Source organism: Odoribacter sp. N15.MGS-14, assembly GCF_000980245.1.
In the GTDB taxonomy this organism is placed as follows: Bacteria; Bacteroidota; Bacteroidia; order Bacteroidales; family Marinifilaceae; genus Odoribacter; species Odoribacter splanchnicus.
In genome coordinates, this window is the sequence record NZ_LARE01000009.1 from 1 (window position 1) to 21,182 (window position 21,182).

The window sequence follows — 21,182 nt, forward strand, 5'->3', positions numbered from 1 at the left end:
CGCGCCCACTTCACGACACTCTTCAACAATGGCAGGCTGCGGTCGCCCAATCCACTGTTAGTGGGTTCGTTGTAAAGGTCCCAAACGAAAATGCGATCGTCTTGGCCGAAGCGGGTCATGATATCCTTGACATAAATTTCAAGCAAGGAATGCGTGCGCTCGTCGATGACCATCGTATGGCCGGGCGAGGGCGACCATGCCCATGCATACCAACCTTTAAGCGGTTCGGGTTGTGGTCCGGTCACAGGATCGGTGTTGGCCCCGAAAACGCAGTCATCGAAGAAGATTGGCATTACCTTGATATGGTATTTGTCGCAAATCGACAGGAATTTGTCGAACGCCTTGATAAAATGCTTCGGATTCTCGGCATAGACGGCATATTGGAGTACGACGCGGGCGCAGTTCAACCCGACCTCCTCGGCCAGTGCGAGTTCGCGCTCTATCACTTCAGGCGAAAAATTCGTCTTGTCCCACATAGCCGTATAATTAACGGCATTAGCGGGAATGTAGTTGAAACCGCAGAACCACGGATTGGCTTCGCTCCATGCCTGTGCCTGCGCTTTGGTCCAGCGTTCCGAAGCATTTACACCGGTAGTATGGATCGTCAGGGCCGCCAGTAGGGCTGCAAATTGGATAATAGTCTTTTTCATCAGTCTCAGTTTGAAATCTTATTGTATTCGGACAACACTTTGTAGAAGGTTTCGGTATCGGTGTGGTGCGTTTCGTACGCCGGAATTTTCAGAGCTCCGATCTCCGTAAGGTCGTGCACCGAAGCATCGGTGATGCACGGAACTTCATTCTTCGAAAAGACGAGGTGTACGCCGAAAGCTTCTGCTTCGACTATCAGGTCCATCATGACCGGATCATCTGTGTCGTAGTACTGCATAAACGCCTCTTTCGGCTTTTTGGTGAATTTGAAAGACCAAGGAACGTAAGGCGGCTTTTCACCGCCGAGGACGCACTTGATCACTTCTTGTTTGATCATATCGTTAGTTTATAAAAAATGGAGCGAATTTAATTGTACAAATATATAGGATAAGAAATCTGCTATCTACTGTGTTATTTGCAAATAGTTGTGCTATATTTACACTAAGAGCCATTCCTTCTATAATAATAAGAGGTGTTTATATAATACTCCCTACTCGATTGTGGCACAGGATTTGTGCTATAGGTAATGAATTCTATTTTTACACAAAACATTGACAAAATGTCAGTTGTTACTCGTATAAAAATTTATAACCATAAAACAAGAGAGGACGAATAAATGGATAAAATAAATCTGAAAGCAGTGTTATTACAGAACATGGGAGAAGATTCGGCAGATTTCCTACCCATCATGGGGGACGAGAAAGAACTGCTGAATGATAATATGCAGATTCCTGACACACTGCCAATTTTACCGCTACGGAATACGGTATTATTTCCGGGCGTAATCATTCCGATCAACATCGGACGGGATAAATCTTTAAAGTTGATCAAAGATTCCTACCGGCAGAGTGCCCTGATCGGAGTAGTTGCACAAAAAGATACCAATACTGAAAATCCGGATATAAACGATCTTTACCAGATCGGAACAGTAGCTTCTATCCTGAAAATACTGGAAATGCCGGACGGAACCACCACAGCCATCATTCAAGGCAAGAGAAGGTTTTTATTGGAAGATATCCTTTACGACGATCCTTACCATGTTGGGAAGATCAGTTTGAAAAAAGAAGAAGGGGTACCTAAAAACGATCCGGAATACAATGCGATAGCAGAATCGTTGAAAGATATGGCTTCCAAGATCGTCAAATATTCCAGCCATATCCCTAATGAAGCAGGTTTTGCGCTAAAAAATATCGAGAGTATGCTTTTTCTGATCAACTTCATCTCTTCGAATACAGATGTAGACTATCAGAATAAACAAGAGTTGCTGGAAATCGACAACCTGAAACAACGGGCGATCAAACTACTGGAAATCCTGAGTAAGCAGGTGAGTTTACTGGAATTGAAAAACGATATTCAGAAGAAAGTAAAAATGGATATCGACAAACAACAGCGCGAATATTTCCTGCATCAACAGATGAAGACCATACAGGACGAACTGGGAGGTAATCCGACCGACGAGGAAATCAAAGAACTGGAGGAACTGGCCGAAACGAAAGAATGGAACGGGAATGTCCGGGAAATTTTCAACAAAGAGCTGAACAAGCTGAAACGGTTGAATCCTTCTTCCCCCGATTACTCGGTACAATCCAATTATTTGAGGGAAATGCTGGACCTGCCCTGGAATCACCTCTCGGAGGACAACCTGGATCTGGAACATGCACGCCAGGTACTGGATGCCGATCATTTCGGACTGGAGAAAGTAAAAGAAAGAATTTTAGAATACTTAGCGGTTTTAAAGTTAAAAGCCGATATGAAATCGCCGATTCTGTGCCTCTACGGCCCTCCGGGAGTAGGTAAAACCTCCCTGGGAAAATCTGTAGCCCGGGCCTTGAACCGCGAATTTGTACGGATGTCTTTAGGTGGATTGCACGATGAATCGGAAATCCGGGGACACCGGAAGACCTATATCGGAGCTATGCCGGGACGAATCCTTCAGAGTATCAAAAAAGCAGGAACTTCTAATCCTGTTTTCATTCTGGATGAGATCGATAAAGTGGGTAACGATTTCCGGGGGGATCCTCAATCTGCCCTGTTGGAAGTGCTCGACCCGGAACAAAACGGCAGTTTTCACGATAATTTTCTGGATATCGACTATGATCTGTCGAAAGTGATGTTCATCGCCACAGCCAATGACCTCAGCACGATTGCAGGTCCTTTGCGCGACCGGATGGAAATCATCGAAGTGACGGGTTACCTCATGGAGGAAAAACGGGAAATCGCCAAGCGGCACCTGATTCCGAAGCAATTGGAAAACCACGGAATTACGGCCGGGCATGTAACGATCCCAGACGAGATCATCGACCTGATCATCGAGAAATATACCCGCGAATCGGGCGTTCGTAGTCTGGACATGACCATAGCTAAAATTATGCGCCATGTGGCCCGGAAGGTCGCTATGAATAAAAAATTCACGATTACGCTCGACGAAAATAAGGTGAAAGAATATCTGGGAAGCCCGATTTTCTCCCGGGAGGAATATCAAGGGAACGAACTACCCGGTGTCGTGACCGGATTAGCCTGGACAGCCGCAGGAGGAGAAATTCTCTATATAGAATCGAGCTACAGCAAAGGCAAAGGGCATCTTAGCCTGACCGGTAACCTGGGAGAAGTGATGAAAGAATCCGCTACTTTAGCACTCGAATACATCAAATCGCATGCAAAAGAGATCGGGATCGACGAAAAGATGTTCGAAGAAAACGACATCCACGTCCATGTTCCGGCTGGAGCTGTTCCCAAAGACGGACCTTCGGCAGGGATCACCATGGTTACTGCACTAGTATCCGCCCTCACCGGCCGGAAAGTGAAAAAAGCCATCGCCATGACCGGAGAAATCACCCTCCGTGGCAAAGTATTACCGGTAGGGGGAATCCGCGAAAAAATCCTGGCCGCCAAACGAGCCGGAATAAAAGAGATCATCCTTTGCAGTGAAAACAAAAAAGATATCGACGATATCAAAAAAGAATACCTGAAAGGGCTGAAATTCCACTATGTGGATCATATCAAAGAAGTGCTGGAAACAGCGCTTCTAAAAGCATAAAGGAATCTCCTGTGAGACCTATGGTTTTTAGTTACAACGGCGATAGCAGTCCGACTAGACTTCTGAACCGTTGTAACTATTTAAAAATATGTTTACAAATATGAATATATATAACTACCTATTTTATAAAATTGTCGTCTATATAACTACCTAAAAAAAAAACTCATGGAAAATCAAGAACTACAAACCACCCGGAATCAATCGATCGTTACAATCGGTGATTGGATCATTACGATGATCCTGATGTGTATTCCTTTTGTGAATTTTATTATGTTATTAGTCTGGGCTTTCAGTGCCGGTACTCCTGTCAGTAAAGCCAATTGGGCAAAAGCTACTCTTATCTTTATGCTGATCGGATTTGTATTGGTGATCCTGTTTTGGGGAGCCATCGGCGGACTACTCTTAAGCAATATGTAGACACACTTAAATTCAAATAATGACATTAAGATCTCCGGTTTTAATATCATTATTTGAACCGATATCCTACAACTACCGTATTTCCTTCCTCCCCCTGCTCCCGGTAGATTTTCATGAGATCGGGATGAGCCCGTCGGTAGGCCTCCCATTGTTCCTCATTCAAGGAGGCTTTCAAGCGGTCCAGCATCATACAGTAATCAGAAGAGGGAAAATAAAAATACATATAATCGTCGCACTGACGCATGCCCGGGTTCCAGTTATGGTATAATCGCAACACTGCATTCGGTTTATATCTGAAATTTCCCACCGACAACAAATCATCGTCCACTAAATCATAATTACAGGTTACTTTTTTCAACTTATCATAAACCAATAAATAATATTTTTGATTCACTAAAACTACAATCAAAACATATTTATTATTTTCCGACATCTCAATTACAGTCAAACAATTATCTGAATACCCAGCCTTTCCGCATAGACGAAAGTTTTTAAAAGAACCTTTATCTAAATAATAACGTAAGGTAACCGTATCTTCCGAAACCTGATAAATACTATTGTCGATATCAGAATAATAACAAAAGGTATCATTCACTACATACGACTTATTCCTTACAGCATATTTCCCTACTTTCTGACCTGGGAAATAAGAAATTTTTAACTGTCCGCTCTTCCAGTTTACCAGATTCACCAAACATTCCTCAGACCGATATGTCGATCCACAAATAGGTGTGTTTAGATATACTGCACAACTATCATTCAGCATCCACGTAAAATACCCCACTCCATATTCATAAGAAGGATGCTCGGATCTCTTCTGCCAAAGCAACGTTCCGTCCAAAGCATAGCAATGAAAACCCAACACATCCCCGGCTAATACATTCGAATCAGGGGTCAATACAATTTCATGCGGCAAATAAAGATATTCATCCGGTCCACGGCCAAACCGGCCAAGAGTGTGCTGAAACTCACCGGCAGAATCGAATACGCTCAAGGTTACCACATCAGTCATGCCCTCGGTCACTATGGAAGTCGCAACAATCCGATCCCCCATTTTTACAAAGTCTCCGATTCTATTACATACGATCCCTTTAAAAGTCAGCACTTCATATCCATCGAAAAGCTCGGACATCTTCAATGTCCGGGCTTCATCAGGCTTAAAACGAATAACCGGTACCGACTCTTCCTGCATACTCCCGGAAGAACATGCCACCAAACAAAGCCCTATAAGAAAAACAATCGAAAAACGATACAACATAGGATTATTCTGCTATGAATTGACACTGAGGCCCCCAAAAACCTTGGAAACAAACGCAATAACCATATACTGTCGTTGCATTTTCACCGGTTTTTTCAAAATATCCGGAGACACAATACTCTTTTTCAGGTACATTTTTATCCCAAGCCCATATTTTTTGTTCGGCCCAAGCCGTCAAAACAAAAAACAAGGCTATTCCTATCAAAACGAATGATTTTTTCAATGCTGTTTTCATAATACAAAGGGTTTAGATTAATAATTGCAATATATTAATTTATATTAATAAAAACAACTATTTCTAAATAATTTATCAATAATGCCCGAAAATAAAAATTTTCCAGTGATTAAAGTCCGATAATAAAAACCACTCCGAAGCTGATATCCAACCAATTATAGCGCCACCGGCTATCGGTCACCCGTTTGTTGGAAACTTTATCCCTCATATACACTTCTTTATATTCCAGGCTCATCAAGCTAATATCCAAAGCCAGATACTCTTTGAGCCGCGCCCATAAGCCCGGTTTCAAGGTAGACACCCATAATTCGTGTTTTCCATCGTGTCCTTTTTTCAGAAAGCTTTTTCCCCAGCCATATCCACTGGTTCCCTGCAGGTATAACCGGACTCCCCCACGAGGAGCATACAGCCGGAAAAATCCACCTGTCTCCAGTGTATACTGGTGTCCCTCGTCATCCATCATATATTCGTAAGCCAGATCGGCTCCCAAAGCGATATTATTCGTCACAAAATAACCTGGCGAAACAATGCCTTTGATGGTATATCCCAGATTGACAATCTTCCCGTCATAGGTCACTAATTTCCCGCCTCCGGTGTAATTCAACCGGGCTCCGATCGTCATTTCGCCTCCATATTGTGCTTTGAGGGTCATACCCAAGCATAAAAATAAACCGAAGAACAGTATTTTCTTCATGATCTGTTTTATTTACCTGCACAAGCTATTCATTCAAGCTCTGCGTCAACTTCTTCACCAGCTTATACTTATTAAAAAATTCCTTCAACACAACCCGCAGAACCGTATAGGACGGAATCGCCAGAATCATTCCCAAAATACCGGCCATACTACCGGCCATCAAAATCACCAAAAATATTTCCAAAGGATGGGCGTGTACACTACTCCCATAAATAAAAGGCTGAAAAACAACATTATCGATCAATTGAGTCAACAACATCGCTATAGTCATATAGATCAACAGCGGCAGCATCTGATCGTAAAAATCCAGCCCCAAATTCAACACGACTCCCACAGCCAATCCGAAAAATACCCCGATCATAGGCCCGATATACGGTATCACATTCAAAACTCCGGTCACCAAACCGATGACAACCGCATTACTAAAGCCCAAACCGACAATCGTCAGTCCGATCGTATTCAAAGCCATAACCCCCAAAACTTCGAGCAATAATCCGACAAAATAACGGACCAGTAATTTTTGTATGGAATCCAAAGCATTCCGGGCCTGTTCTTCGAAGCGGGAAGGAAGCACCGCCATCACCATCCCTGAAAACAAGCGGCTATCCTTCAGAAAGAAAAATAAAATAAACGTAATGGAAAAGAGAGCGACAAAAATATCCGTCATCGTTCCGGCTACCGTCCCGAACCAGGTTTTCAGCTGACCGACATTAAACACTTTACTCAATAAATCCGTCACATAAGCATCCACATCCTGATCCTCATCCATCAAACCGTAATGCTTCATAAAATGTCCGGCATCCTCGATCGGGCTTTCCAATTCGGAAACGATATTAGACACACTTACATTGCCCAACGACTGAAATTCACGGATAGCGAGCGGGATAATGGTACTAAAAAAAAGAATAAATAATCCCCAAAGGCAAATCACCGTGATTCCGGCTTTCAAACCATCAGGCAAACGATAGCCCCGGATCTTCACCCGGCCTAATAAATCGATAATCGGCCTGCCGATAAAAGAAATGACAGCTGCCACTAAAATATAAACGATGACAGAAAAAAAATACCAGGAAAAGAAAATTGCCCCAGCTAATGCGACAATTCCTAACACATATTTGGTGACTGAATTCATTCCGCTCCCTTTTTTCAATTGCTTTTCTCCTCTCTTAATTTTCCAAAAATAAATAAAAACCTTTGATTATTTTCTTAAATACCTCAATTTTTAAAAAGATCGATCAAAACCGGAAATGAAGGGGTTTATCCTGTCTGTATTCCATATACGGTAATAAAAGTAAAAAGTAAACGCATATAAACGGCAGTCCTCCAAGGTGACTGACAGGAACCGGAAGTTCCGCCAGAAAGATATCTCCACGGATCCACCAACTTTAAACACCCAAAAACTCTTTGAACACGATAAACTTTATAAGCCTCTGCCCCCTCTAAACCGATTTTTTTTAAAGATTCAGAAAAAGAGCGAAGAAGATCAGGTTATTTTTAAAAACCTTTATATCTTTAATACGTTAATTTTAGATCGAAACAAACCGTTTAAAAACATGTTCATACGCCTTTGGCATATCTATTATGATGGTTTCAGCCATTTACCCAAATGGGGAAAAATATTGATCGCAATAGTTGTGGCCAAACTATTGGTCCTGTTTGTGGTATTTAAATTCCTGCTCATGCCGAATTATCTCAATACGACCTATACGACGGAACAGGAAAAAAGTAATCATGTACTCAACGAATTAATTACCAAACCTTAGCTTATGATATCAGAATTAACCACTACAACTTTGGTCGAATGGTCACGCTGGCAATTTGCGATGACCGCCATTTACCATTACATGTTCGTACCTCTCACTCTGGGGTTATCCTTTCTACTGGCTATTATGGAAACCATGTGGGTCAGGACCGGTAAGGCCGAGTGGTTGAATGCCACCAAATTCTGGATGAAGCTTTTTGCAATCAACTTCGCCATCGGTATAGCTACGGGACTGATATTGGAATTCCAATTCGGTTCCAACTGGTCGAATTATTCCTGGTTTGTCGGGGATATTTTCGGAGCTCCTCTGGCCATCGAAGGTTTGTTCGCTTTCTTTCTCGAAGCCACTTTCTTCGCCGTCATGTTCTTCGGCTGGAACAGGGTAAGCCGTCGTTTTCATCTGGTTTCCACCTGGATGGTATTCATCGGTTCCAACATTTCCGCTTTGTGGATCCTGGTAGCGAATGCGTGGATGCAAAACCCGGTAGGCATGGAATTCAACCCGATGACAGCCCGCAACGAAATGTCGGATTTCTGGGCGGTACTACTCTCACCGACAGCCATGAGTAAATTCTTCCATACCGTCACCTCGGCTTATACGCTTTCGGCTTGTTTTGTCGTTGGAGTAAGCGCCTGGTTTATTCTGAAAAAAAGACATTTCGAATTTGCCCGGAAGAGTATCCTGCTGGCCTCCGTTTTCGGCTTCCTGAGTATCATCGCTACGATCTTCACGGGCGACATCAGTGCCCAGGATGTTACCCGTACCCAACCGATGAAACTAGCTGCTATGGAGGGACTCAACGAAGGAGGGAAAGGAGCCCCGTTTACCTTGATCGGCTTGACTTGCACCGATCCTCAATTACCGTCCGAACGTATGAAAACGGTAAAATACGGTATTACCATTCCTAAACTTTTATCCTTCCTGGGGTATCATGACTTCGATGCCTATGTGCCCGGTATCCAAAATATCATGGACGGCTACACCTCCGAAGACGGAAAAGTATATCCTTCTATAGAGCAACGCATGGCCAACGGCCGTCTGGCGATAGATGCACTGAAAACGTACAAACAAGCTGTTAAAGACAAAGACGATGCGCTGGCTAGCCAATCTTTACAGACACTACGGGCCAACTTCCAGGATTTCGGTTACGGCTATCTCAATTCGCCTTACGAGACGATCCCTCCTGTTCCTCTGGTATTCTATAGTTTCCGGCTGATGGTAGGTCTGGGCATGCTATTCGTTTTGTTGTTTATCTGCTCCTGGTGGTATGCCAAGAAAAGAAAATTCGAAAAATTCAAGTTCATCCCCTATCTGGCTATCGCGTGTGTTCCGTTGGCATATATCGCTTCGCAATGCGGATGGATCGTAGCTGAAGTAGGACGTCAACCTTGGGTGGTACAAAACCTGATGCCTACGAATGTGGCCATCACCCGCATCGCTTCGGGTTGGGTTGTCACCACCTTCTGGATGTTCGCCATTCTGTTCACCTTATTATTGATTGCCGAGATCGGAATCATGTTCACCCAGATCAGGAAAGGGGTAAAAGAGTAAAAAATGAAAAATGAGGAAACCATAACGGCCTGAAAAGTTATAGTCCTCACAAACGATAAATAATAATGGATTATGGATTTAAATATATTACAACATTACTGGTGGATCTTGATCTGTATATTAGGAGGTTTACTGGTATTCTTATTGTTTGTACAAGGAGGACAAAGTCTTCTTTATACCATAGGAAAAAATAAAGATGAACGGGATTTGATCGTCAATACCCTGGGACATAAATGGGAATATACGTTTACCACATTAGTGGTATTCGGCGGAGCTTTCTTCGCCAGTTTTCCCCTATTCTACTCAACCAGTTTCGGAGGAGCCTATGTCGTCTGGATGCTGATCCTCTTTTGTTTTGTCTTGCAAGCGGTATCTTATGAATACCGGAATAAAAAAAACAATTTTCTGGGCAGTCGGACTTACGAAGTATTCCTGATGATCAACGGATTCGCTGCGCCTCTTTTGTTGGGAGCCGCTGTAGCTACTTTCTTTACAGGTTCCCCTTTCCGTCTGGGTGTAATGCATGATGTCGAATGGATGACACCCTGGCGCGGTCTGGATGCCTTGTTCGTCATCACCAACTATTTCCTGGCTCTAGCCGTTTTCTTCCTGGCACGGACATTAGCAGCCCTTTATTTTATTCTTACTATCGATGATCCGAACATCCGCATACGCAGCCACCGGCAAGTGAAATTCAATGCCGTACCGTTCGTTCTCTTTTTCCTGTTGTTTATCGGTTTTATTTTTGCCGGTGAAGGGTATGCAATCACCCCGGAAGGAAACATTGCATTAGTACCCTATAAATATTTTTATAACCTGATAGAAATGCCGCTGAATGCCTTGATATTCATGATCGGAGTAGCGGGAGTACTCTACGGCATTATCCGAAACTGGATATTTCCCCGATGGACGAAAGGAATCTGGTTTGCAGGATCCGGAACGGTATTGACCGTTATCGCTCTGCTGATTCTGGCAGGTTTCAACCAAACCGCCTTTTATCCCTCATATGTCGATCCTGATTCCTCACTGACTATTTACAACGCTTCTTCGTCCTTATATACCCTGAAAGCGATGTCCTACGTATCTATTATCATACCTGTAGTAATCGCCTATATCTGGTATGCCTGGCGGACGATGACCCGGAAAGCCATCGACAAGCAGGAATTAGAAGAAAGTGAAAATAAATATTAATCCACCGATCCCTCCCAGGGAGGGATCGGCATTATGCCGCACAGGCAATGCAAAAACTTTTAAACCATATCCGGTGCCACGATCCTCGTTCCCCTAACTAACCGGATAATTCAGTACCGATGATACCATCAAAGAACGGGAAATGAAAAGTCTGAAAACCGATCTCACCCTTTTCTGATTTTCACTCAAAGCCTTATCTTTGCGCAACTGAAAAATTCATACGTTCATGAACAGAATTAAAGGTATCCTATATGCTATCGTCTCCTCTTCGACTTTCGGACTGGCCCCTTTTTTTACGCTGACCCTACTAAGCTTCGGCTATTCATCTTTTGAAGTATTGACCTACCGTTGGGGGATCGCTTCCCTTTGCCTGATCGGATTCGGTCTATTGGCCGGGTGTAATTTCCGGTTAAGTAAAAAGGATTTCGGGGTCGTCTTTTTGTTAAGCCTGTTTCGGGCAACGACCTCATTCAGCCTGGTGATCGCCTATCAGAATATTGCCAGCGGTGTAGCTTCGACAATTCATTTTATGTATCCTTTAGCTGTAGCGCTGGCCATGATTTTTTTCTACCATGAGAAAAAATCCGGCTGGGTCATTTCGGCAGTACTCCTATCCATTCTCGGAGCAATCCTCTTATCTTCAGGCAATATAGCAGGTTATAACGCCAACGTGACGGTAGGTATTATTTGCGCCTGCATCTCTATTTTCTCTTACGGAGGTTATATCATCGGAGTCCGGAAAACACGGGCTGTAGCGATCAACTCCACCGTACTCACTTGTTATGTCATGGGATTAGGGGCATTGTTTTTCATTATCGGCGGGTGCCTTACAGAAGGCATCCGGTTAGAAACCCAAGGAAAGGTATGGCTTTATATTCTAGGCCTGGCTTTACCGGCAACCGCTATTTCCAATATGGCCTTAGTCAAAGCAATCAAGCATATCGGTCCCACATTAACTTCGATCTTCGGAGCGATGGAACCGTTGACCGCTGTTTTTATCGGTATAGTTGTTTTCCATGAAACCTCCACGATAAGCGGTATTTTAGGCATGCTACTCATTATTATAGCAGTCTTCATCGTCGTCGTCAAAGAAAACCGGAAGTAAAAGGAAAATAACCTTAGGTATCCGGAATAAAATCGCAGATTTATACCTGTAATATGTATATCACTGCCTAAATTCGAATCAAGGCTTAAGGATTCTTTTAACAGAACTTTCAGTTTGCCCGACAGTCGGGCAAACTGAAAGTTCCTAAACAACAAAATCCTATTTTTGAGTTCAGTATTTCCGAATCGGCGTAATCACCACCTGGAAAGTATAGTCCTGATAAGGCAACAGATAAGGTTGTAACGGCCAGGCACCCCAGCTATTGATACATCCCAATCCCATTTGTTTCAGGTCAAAAGACAAGGTGGTCAATCCACGTGGTTTCAATTCTCCGGAATGCCGCTGATCTTTGTCCCAACCGTCATCCAGGTCTTCCGGCAAATAATTCAAAGCAGAGGCTGAGAAAGGAACATCCGAACGAATAGCCAAACCACGCCCATCGATATCGGTCAGTTTCCACCAACGGATATCCGATTTCGTACCGGATTCCTGCGGACGGATATAAGGATAATACTGATCTTTCACCAACTGACGGTAACGGCCCAGACGCTGACTCTCATTCCGGTCGTCATAATTCTCAACAGGTCCCCGGCCATAATAATCGATCCGGTCGAATCTGCCCGGCATCACCAGTTGCATACCGAAACGGAACAGGTGGGGCATATCTTTCTTCTCCTTGTCGACAGCAAGCTGTTCACTGATCCGAATCTCCCCGTTTCCACCGATAAGATAAGTCATGGTCAATACAGCTGCCAATCGGGGTAATTCATAAGTTGTCACCACCTGAACCCGATTGCCTTGTTCCTCTGCCTCAAAGCTCTTCAATTTCAATCCGGGATTCTTCCAATCCACAAAGCGGCGGTGAAGATTCGCCCCGAAATCATTATCTGTCGGAGCCCGCCAGAAATTGGGCCGTAAAGCATATCCATATTCGATCATCTCATACCCATTCAGACTGATCCCCTCTATCCAGCCGGACCATTTTCCAAAAGTTACCTGTACTTCTCCGGCACTCACGACAGCATGTACCAAATCTTCATACAGAGAAGCCTTTTGCCCGGTTTCGGCCAATTCAACCTGAAACAAAGGATAAGGGGTAATCTCCAATTGTTCTTCCGCAACCGCATAACCTGCCGGAAGTAATTGCCGGGCTTGTTTCAGGCGATAGGTCACATTCAGCAGAATTTCACCTTCAGCAGGAAGATCCGTTTCTTTATACCCCAATACGACCGGTTGTGTTTGTTGCGGGGCGATCTGCAAATCCATCACAACACCCTGTCTCACCGGCTCTCCATTCTGTAACAATTGCCACTCCAGGTAATAATCCGAAAGATCGGTAAAAAAATACTCGTTGTACACGTCTACGATTCCTTTCCTAAGATCTGCCGGCGTAGTCCATATCGACTGATACATCTTCCGCACTTCATACATATGGGGATTCGGCACCCGGTCCGGACTGATCAAACCGTTGCAGTTAAAATTCTTATCCGAAGCATCGTAGCGGTTGTAATCTCCCCCGTAAGCATAAATCATTGCGCCGTCTGCCGTATACTTCCGAAGTCCCTGATCTACAAAATCCCAGATAAAACCGCCCTGCAAATTCGGGTATTTCCGGATCAAATCCCAATATTCTTTAAAACCGCCCAAAGAATTTCCCATGGCATGCGCATATTCACACTGAATCAGTGGTCGTGAATCCCCACTCTTAGCGAAATTTTCCATCCAATTCAGGTCGGCATACATCGGGCAAACAATATCCGTATGGGCTCTGCGTCCTGCCTGTTCATATTGTACAGGACGGCTGCCATCTCTCTGTTTGATCCAGTCGTAACAAGCCACAAAGTTCGGTCCGTCACCGGCTTCATTTCCCAACGACCAGAAAATAATCGAAGGATGATTTTTAAAAGTCTCCACCATCCGCTGATTTCTTTCGAGGTGAGCCTTGGCATAAGCCGGTTCCTTGGCCAGTGTCCGTTCGCCATACCCCATTCCATGAGATTCGATATTGGCTTCACACACGACATACAACCCATATTCGTCACAAAGGTTATACCATTCGGGATCGTCCGGATAATGACACGTCCGCACGGCATTCAGATTATTCTCCTTCATCACCCGTATATCCTCGATCATTCTCTCCCGGGATACCTGATATCCGGTCAAAGGATCCAATTCATGGCGGTCGGCTCCTTTAAACAAGACCGGCTGCCCATTGACCCATACCTGCCCCAATTCTTTCTTCAGTTCGATTTTCCGGAATCCGACCCGTTGCGGAACAACTTCCAGCACTTTTCCGGCATTATTTTTTAAAGTCAGCAACAAAGTATACAGATTAGGCTCTTCAGCACTCCATTTTGCCGGATTTTTCACTGCCATTTCAGTACGCACAATTCCTTTTCCATCGGGCTTGACACTCGTTTTTTCTACGATATTTCCTGCTTTATCTTTCAATTCGAGTTCCACTGTCCCGCTGTTCCGGGACACTTGGGCCACGACATTCAAAGACCCGTCACGATACGCCTCATCCAAATCGGGAGTGATAAAAATATCCTTCAGATGTAACGGATTCCGGGCATACAACCAAGCTCCCCGGGCAATTCCGGATAAACGCCAAAAGTCCTGATCTTCAAGATAACTCCCGTCACACCAACGATATACCTGCATCGCGATCAGGTTCTTTCCCGGCCGTACATAACCGGTTATATCGAATTCGGCTGCCAGCTTACTATCTTCGCTATAACCGACAAATTTTCCATTCACCCATACATATAAGTTCGAAGTGGCAGAGCCTACATGCAGAAACACCTGCTGTCCTTTCCATGAAGCAGGAATTTCAACGGTTTTTCGATAAGAGCCCACATGATTATTCACCGTTTCTATTTTCGGAGGATCAGGTGTAAACTGATTCGACCAGGCATAACCCGAATTACGGTATAAGGGATCTCCGTATCCATTCATTTCCCAGATTCCGGGCACCGGAAAGTCCACCCAATATTGATCCTCGAAATCCAACCGATAAAAGTTTACAGGCCGTTCGGTTTGATCCTTTACCCAGTTAAACTTCCACATCCCGTTCAACGATAGAAAATTGGATGATTCTTCTCTTACTCCTTGCTCAGCCATTTCCCTGGAAGGATAAGCAAAATAATCCGCCCTTGCCGGTGCACGGTTGATCGCATTCAACTCCGGATCGAGCCATTCCTTCTTTTGAGCAAACGTTGTCATAGAAAGGCATAAGCCTAGACACAATAACAGTTTTTTCATAAATTATAATATTAAATGCCAATTTATTCTGCTCAAAAATAGTCAATATTACACCTATCGAGGTAGAAAAAGAATTAAAAAAGGAAGAAAAATATACGAATAGTCTGAAAGTGGTTGTATGAAACCCTCATTCCAGCGTCATTTTCTCTGGTGTACAAATGTACATGAGGGTTTCATAACATGCTTGTCATTCATTATTGCCGATCTGCATTTTCGTTAGGAATACACGACTCGGGTTTTTATACAAATGTTTGGCAAAACCTTTGCGGCCACTTTCTGTCACAAATCCACACGTAGCATTATTCGCCATAGTCAACTTATCTATTCCGTCCGATATCACCAGCCCGGATAACTCTTTTTCCGTTATCAACATAAAGTTCAAAGTTATTCCTCCCATAAACTTCGTTGTATTCATTTCAGAAGCTTTATAATCGGTATATCCCAGCCCGTGCATAATATCTTCTGTCTCTGATGCTGCCGGATTCAAACAATAATATTTAGAATCGTTGTCAACATACAATATGACATCGATCTCACTCAAATGAGCTTTATAATCGGCCATATCATAAACCACATCTTCTGTCGGATTATACAGCCATGCCACGTTCTTTCCAGTCATTGTTATGCCATGGCGGTTATTGATGTACCTGATCATCTCAAATTTCTGATCCAACACTTTTGTGGTTCCGTCATTCCGGGTAACTTTCAGTTTTATGCCCAGACTTTTACCACGCAGCGATTCGTCATCCGGCATAATCAACGGATATTTCACCAATACGGTAGATATCTCCCGGGAAAAATAGCCTTCACTATCCAAGGATAATGCTTTATCTTCATCCACCATAGCAAAAGTAACGTCTTCCACGATAGGCCGGATTCCATCTTCCGAGGTAATCTCGATCCGGCTCAATTCTCCTTTACTGGTTGAAGCGACAAACTGAAATACAACTGTTTCTCCCGGTTCGGCTTTAATAGGATTATTGGTTTCTATGACGGTAAGGTTCAGCTCCCCATTGGATTCCAATACATCATCCATAGAACAGCTTCCCCATAAAAACAAAACCGGTAACAATAATAAATATATCTTTTTCATAATTCTATACTTTAATCGATTAAAGTGGTTTTTGTTCTACACTGGTATTATGCTCAAACTCAGCCCGCGGTATCGGGAAACAAAGCTGATCGTCTTTTTCATAATTATCGTTCCAGGTTTTCAACAGCCGTTTGCCTCCGACTCTCATCCGCACGGCAAGATAGTACAAGGCTCCATTCTCCATACCGATTTCCCGGAGATTTTCATTGAAGATTTCATTCATCAGACTTTCCCGGTCCGGATAATCCGATGCTTTCAACGGCGTAGCTCCTGCCCGGTTACGGACAATATTCAGGACATCCACCACGTCTTTCACAGGACTGTCGGTCCGTAACATCGCTTCCGCCTTGATCAGGTACATCTGAGCTACACGCATATAATACATCGGACAGTCGCCGGTGGATACATAATGCTTCTTCCAGATTTGTCTTTTATATTTTTCCCCGTTCAGATTAGTAAATTCCAGAGAATCGAAAGTCACTTCATACCGGGGATCCTCTTCCGGAAAAACCGCAAGATACGCACTCGACGGTTGATAAGTCCCGCCACCGAACATTTTAAACAAACTCCCCACATTGTCATCCATCGCAGGAGGATTCTTCATGAAACGGGTAAACAATAACTCTTTCGAGTCATATCCATGCTGAAAAATATCAGCATAAGTATCCTCCATTCCAAACTCCGCACTACCGATCACTTCATTTGCCAAACGGATGGCTTCGCTATAATCGCCATCAGCCCCCCGGTTCATCAGTAAGTCGGCTTTAAAAGCTTTCGCGAAAGTAGCACACACACGGTACCTGGAATAAAATGCCGGAGCATATTTTATGGCATAGTCCAAATCTTCAAAAATCTTTTCATAAGATTCTTTGACTGTAGCTCTTGCCTGATTGTTGTTGGAAAGCGAAGAAGGTTCCAGGCGTATAATCGTCCCTAACCGGCTGTCGAGATCCCAGAAATATCCGTATTTCCGTAACAAAAAAGCATGCGCAAAGCCCCTCAGGAAACGGGCTTCGGCCAACATTTCCGTCTTACGGTTCGGCCCGAAAGCACTTTCCGGTAAACGATCGGTATAATAGATGAAATTATTGGCCGAATTCACAATCTTATAACCACTCTTCCAGGGATTCTCCGCATCAGAATTATCATCCAATACCTGCAAACGGGGTAATTGTTCCCCTTCCGTTTTTGAACGATAAAAAGCTGTAGGATCTAACAATCCTGTACGGAATTCATTATCACAAATGTAATAGGCACTCCATGTTCCCCATCCCTCCAGGTAGGAGTATACCCCATTCAAAGCGACCTTTGCCGAAGATTCATTGGTAATCGCATTATCTCCCACCAAATCATGAGGCGGAATTTCATTATCGAACATACTGTCACAACTTCCTAACGTCAGCAGCAAAAGTATCAACGACAAACTGCTATATATCTTATTCATAATCATGCTTATTTAATAGTTACTTTTACTCCGAAATTAAATGTTCGCGTTGTCGGATACATATCGTTATCGACAGAAGCGCCTTCGATCGCATCCGTACTGAAAGACTCCGGAGAAGGACCCGGATAAGAAGTAAAGGTATACACATTATTTGCAGAGGCAAATATGCTGACATTACCGAAAATCCTGGTTTTATCCACCCAGTGCCGCGGCAGGCTGTATTCAAGATTTATATTCTGTATTTTCACATAAGAAGCATCGTATACCGCATTATCTCCAAAGTCATTATAATAAAAATTATACCTGATGCTCGGATATTTATTCGAAGGATTCTCGGGTGTCCACCTTTTCAACGCTGTGCTCTGTGTATTTTGATTCTCCGCCATATTGAACATATTGGCTTCTCCCATCCAGATTTTCTGCGCACCATGGCTAAATGTTCCCTGAACACTTAATTTCAATCCTTTCCAGGACAAACGGGTAGCAAATCCTCCCTCAAAATCGGGCCGGGAACAACCGATCACCGTTTTATCTTCAGTGGAACCGGAGACTTTATTTACATACCCATCTCCAGACAAATCTACATATTTCAAATCGCCGGGCATCGTTTTCCGTCCGTAAGCCTCCTGGTAAGGTTGATCCGGATTCAAAGCCTCATAACGGTTCACTTCCTCCTGTGTCTGAAAAATACCATCTGTCTTATACCCGTAGATCAAACCCAAGCTCTTGCCTTCCTGAATCACTGTATTTCCCAGATAACTGCTCCCAGGATAAGAAACATATTCGGCATCGATATCCGCAATTTTATTTTTATTCTTCCCGATATTAAAGCCAACGAACCAATTCCAATCCTTATTATCAATAATATTAGCTTTTATTTCAAATTCGATACCTTTATTCTCGATATTGGCAAAATTAATCTGTGTAGTCTCCAGGCCTGTACTCAACGCCATAGTATAAGCATACAACAAACCATCCGTTTTCTTTTTATAAAAACCTAAAGTTCCGGAAATCCGCTGGTTGGGTAAGAATCCAAAATCAAGTGCCAGATCGACCTGTTCGGTAGCTTCCCATTTCAAACGGTCATTCCCGATTTGTGAAGGCCGGGTGGCAGGCTGATTCTCATAGTCCGCATTTTCATAAAGTGTTCTCCAGCCATACTCACCGACATAAGCATTTCCGGTTTTACCCCATCCTCCTCTCAGTTTCAGGAAAGTGAAAATATTCGATTCCCGCAGAAAATCTTCTTCCGACACAATCCAGGCCGCAGCCACTGACGGGAATTTACCCCAACGATATTTAGGGGCAAACCGGGAAGAACCATCGGCACGGAAAGTACCTGTCAACAAGTAACGGTTCATAAACTTATACTCGGCACGGGCAATATAAGAAAACATCACCGAACCGACAGCTGAACCACCTTTCCCTCCATAATCCACCAAATCACTGCCTTGCCAGATTCCATTCTGTACCTCATCGTCCGGGAAATCCCGTAACTTAAAATAGGTATTATTCTGCCGGTCCTTATTATATACGATGGCCCCTAAAGCGTTCAGGCTGTGTTTCTCATTAAAAGTCTTGTTGTAAGTCAACCGGCCTTCGAACTCCATGGTTTGCCCGGCAGAATATGCCCAGCGTCCAACACCTTTCTGATCTCCCCAATAACCACTACCCTCTTGGGTATTACTGGAAGCATAAGAACTCTCTTCTCCTTTCCGGCGTTGATACGTATACTGGGTCAAAAGTTTCAATTCCGGCAGAATCTGAAATTCAAGGTTCCCCGTCAATCTGAAATTATCCTGACTATAAGTCGTCGTATTTTCCGTCATCTCAATAATCGGATTCTTAACATAATACACCTTCCCTCCGGAAATATAAGGATGCAAATACAAGGACCCATCTTCATTATAAGCCGGTATATCCGGTCGTGCTGCAGCTGCTGTTGACAAAGAAGCGCCGTTCACATGCCGGTCAGAAGTAGTACCGGAGAATTTTGCATTCGCTTTTATCCATTTATTGATATCGGCATCAAAACCCAATGTATAAGTATATCTCTGAAAATCAGTAGCTTTCACCATTCCTTCTTCGTTAGCATATCCAAAAGAAGCATAATATCCGAAATCCTGGCTTCCACCCCGGATGGAGAGCCGATGTTGCTGAGTAGAGCCATTACGCATGATATGTTTCATCCAGGGAGTATCTTCTTCACCGAAATATCCGGGAGCCGTGACCTTCTGATACATCGGATACAGATTTACATCCTCAAACCCATCGGCTTTAGCGGAATTTGTGATCGCCTCCAAAAACAACATCTTGTACTCGTCAGCATTCAGCGTATTTACATCCGATACCAGACGGGTAGCACTGTAATCATAACTATAATTAATAATCGGTTTCTGATTTCTTTGTCCGGCTTTCATCGTAATCATAATGACTCCGGCAGCTCCCCGGGACCCATATATCGCTGCTGAAGAAGCCCCCTTCAAAATATCGATACTCTGTACATCATCGGGATTCAATTCATTAATATCGAAATCCGAAGGCATAGGCACATTGTCCACGACAATCAACGGAGCCAAAGCTCCTGTCAGGGAAGGTACACCCCGAATTTCCAGCCGGGCAGCGCTACCCGGCGAACCGTCGCCATTCAGGATACTCAAACCGGCCACCTGTCCCTGCATCATATGGGCAATATTCGTTGCAGTAGACTCCTCGATAATTTTAGAGTCAAAACGGGCTACTGCTCCGGTCAAATCTTTTTTCGTAGCCGTACCGTAACCGATCACCACCACCTCATCCAGATCGCTTTGATCATATTCCATAACTATATTGAACTCCCCGTTCCCCTGAACAGTTAATTCTTTATTTTTCATTCCGACATAAGAAAATTGTAACACCATTCCCGCTTTCGGAATATTTAAGGAAAAATTCCCATCGACATCGGAGGCGGTACCTATCGTCGTGCCTTTCAATACGATAGTTACTCCCGGTAAAGGCATCCCTTCCTTATCAGTCACCTTGCCTTTTACCGTTACTTCTTCGACATGCTGCGGTGTTGCTGGCTGTTTTACCAGTATAATATAATCGTCCATGAATTTATACGACATCCCCTGGCCTTGCAACACTTGTTTCAATATCTCTTCCAGTTCTACATCGGTAAAATTTGCTTTTACTTTCTTACTCAAAGTCAACTGATCGTCATTATACACGACCGCCTTATTTGTCTGACGCTGGATTTCTTTAAATACCTCTTTTAGTCCGGTTTCACCCAACCGCATAGTCAACCGTTGCTGTGACCAAACCTCTGCCGAGACTGAAGTCGCAAAAAAGACACACATCAAAAAGGGTAATTTCATCACCCAAAATAATTTACGCGGCTTGTTTTTTGGCAGAGCAAGCCACCAATTCGCACTTTTTTTCATAAATTTGTAAATTAATTATTAAATTTATTTCCCCAAGGGGAAGATTTGTCGGTGCGCGCT

16 protein-coding genes are annotated in these 21,182 nt (G+C 43.6%); 6 read left to right on the top strand and 10 right to left on the bottom strand.

Annotation, left to right across the window (positions count from 1 at the left end; all coding sequences use genetic code 11):
- Together WS34_RS03050 and WS34_RS03055 are read right to left on the bottom strand one after the other, a co-directional pair.
- Positions 1–650 (bottom strand): hypothetical protein (locus tag WS34_RS03050; RefSeq protein ID WP_046403084.1); only part of this gene is annotated, 650 nt, incomplete at its 3' end.
- 5 nt (positions 651–655) lie between these two features.
- Positions 656–985, bottom strand: a complete 330-nt coding sequence (locus tag WS34_RS03055) for a hypothetical protein (protein WP_046403086.1) — start codon at positions 983–985, stop codon at positions 656–658.
- Positions 986–1,264: 279 nt separating this feature from the next.
- Between WS34_RS03055 and lon the strand changes: the two genes are divergently transcribed.
- Together lon and WS34_RS03065 are read left to right on the top strand one after the other, a co-directional pair.
- The gene (gene lon, locus WS34_RS03060; protein ID WP_046403088.1) at positions 1,265–3,685 is read left to right on the top strand and encodes an endopeptidase La; all 2,421 of its coding nucleotides are present in this window, start codon (positions 1,265–1,267) and stop codon (positions 3,683–3,685) included.
- A gap of 165 nt (positions 3,686–3,850) precedes the next feature.
- A complete protein-coding gene (locus WS34_RS03065; protein ID WP_013613248.1) occupies positions 3,851–4,102 on the top strand; it encodes a hypothetical protein in 252 nt (83 codons plus the stop codon).
- 49 nt (positions 4,103–4,151) lie between these two features.
- On the opposite strand, the gene WS34_RS03070 is transcribed toward WS34_RS03065, so the two are convergent.
- The 4 genes from WS34_RS03070 to WS34_RS03085 form a co-directional block, all read right to left on the bottom strand.
- Positions 4,152–5,360, bottom strand: a complete 1,209-nt coding sequence (locus WS34_RS03070) for a DUF4934 domain-containing protein (RefSeq protein ID WP_046403090.1) — start codon at positions 5,358–5,360, stop codon at positions 4,152–4,154.
- Between the two features lie 4 nt (positions 5,361–5,364).
- Entirely contained in the window at positions 5,365–5,595 is a 231-nt protein-coding gene (locus tag WS34_RS03075; RefSeq protein WP_046403092.1) for a hypothetical protein, read from the bottom strand.
- A 109-nt stretch (positions 5,596–5,704) separates the two neighbouring features.
- Positions 5,705–6,289 (bottom strand): hypothetical protein, encoded by a 585-nt coding sequence (locus WS34_RS03080; RefSeq protein ID WP_013613245.1) that lies wholly within the window; start codon positions 6,287–6,289, stop codon positions 5,705–5,707.
- Positions 6,290–6,314: 25 nt separating this feature from the next.
- Positions 6,315–7,421 carry an AI-2E family transporter gene (locus WS34_RS03085; protein ID WP_022161126.1) on the bottom strand — a complete coding sequence of 369 codons (1,107 nt, stop codon included), beginning with the start codon at positions 7,419–7,421 and terminating at the stop codon, positions 6,315–6,317.
- Positions 7,422–7,842: 421 nt separating this feature from the next.
- Here WS34_RS03085 and WS34_RS03090 point away from each other — a divergent pair, with 421 nt between their 5' ends.
- The 4 genes from WS34_RS03090 to WS34_RS03105 all read left to right on the top strand — a co-directional run bounded on the left by WS34_RS03090 (position 7,843) and on the right by WS34_RS03105 (position 11,899).
- Positions 7,843–8,052: a DUF4492 domain-containing protein gene (locus tag WS34_RS03090; protein WP_013613243.1), complete on the top strand. Its 210-nt coding sequence runs from the start codon at positions 7,843–7,845 to the stop codon at positions 8,050–8,052.
- A gap of 3 nt (positions 8,053–8,055) precedes the next feature.
- Positions 8,056–9,603, top strand: a complete 1,548-nt coding sequence (locus WS34_RS03095) for a cytochrome ubiquinol oxidase subunit I (protein WP_046403096.1) — start codon at positions 8,056–8,058, stop codon at positions 9,601–9,603.
- A 72-nt stretch (positions 9,604–9,675) separates the two neighbouring features.
- Positions 9,676–10,794, top strand: coding sequence for a cytochrome d ubiquinol oxidase subunit II (gene cydB, locus WS34_RS03100; RefSeq protein WP_046403098.1), 1,119 nt, complete (start codon positions 9,676–9,678; stop codon positions 10,792–10,794).
- Positions 10,795–11,020: 226 nt separating this feature from the next.
- A complete protein-coding gene (locus tag WS34_RS03105; RefSeq protein ID WP_046403100.1) occupies positions 11,021–11,899 on the top strand; it encodes a DMT family transporter in 879 nt (292 codons plus the stop codon).
- A 171-nt stretch (positions 11,900–12,070) separates the two neighbouring features.
- Here the strand turns inward: WS34_RS03105 and lacZ are convergent, their stop codons facing one another.
- From lacZ to WS34_RS03125, 4 genes are all read right to left on the bottom strand, one after another.
- Positions 12,071–15,163, bottom strand: coding sequence for a beta-galactosidase, LacZ type (lacZ, locus tag WS34_RS03110; RefSeq protein WP_046403102.1), 3,093 nt, complete (start codon positions 15,161–15,163; stop codon positions 12,071–12,073).
- Between the two features lie 187 nt (positions 15,164–15,350).
- A complete protein-coding gene (locus WS34_RS03115; protein ID WP_046403105.1) occupies positions 15,351–16,256 on the bottom strand; it encodes a hypothetical protein in 906 nt (301 codons plus the stop codon).
- Positions 16,257–16,275: 19 nt separating this feature from the next.
- Complete coding sequence (locus WS34_RS03120; protein ID WP_013613238.1) at positions 16,276–17,700, bottom strand: RagB/SusD family nutrient uptake outer membrane protein; 1,425 nt, start codon at positions 17,698–17,700, stop codon at positions 16,276–16,278.
- Between the two features lie 8 nt (positions 17,701–17,708).
- Positions 17,709–21,122, bottom strand: coding sequence for a TonB-dependent receptor (locus WS34_RS03125; protein WP_046403107.1), 3,414 nt, complete (start codon positions 21,120–21,122; stop codon positions 17,709–17,711).
- Positions 21,123–21,182 lie beyond the last annotated feature (60 nt).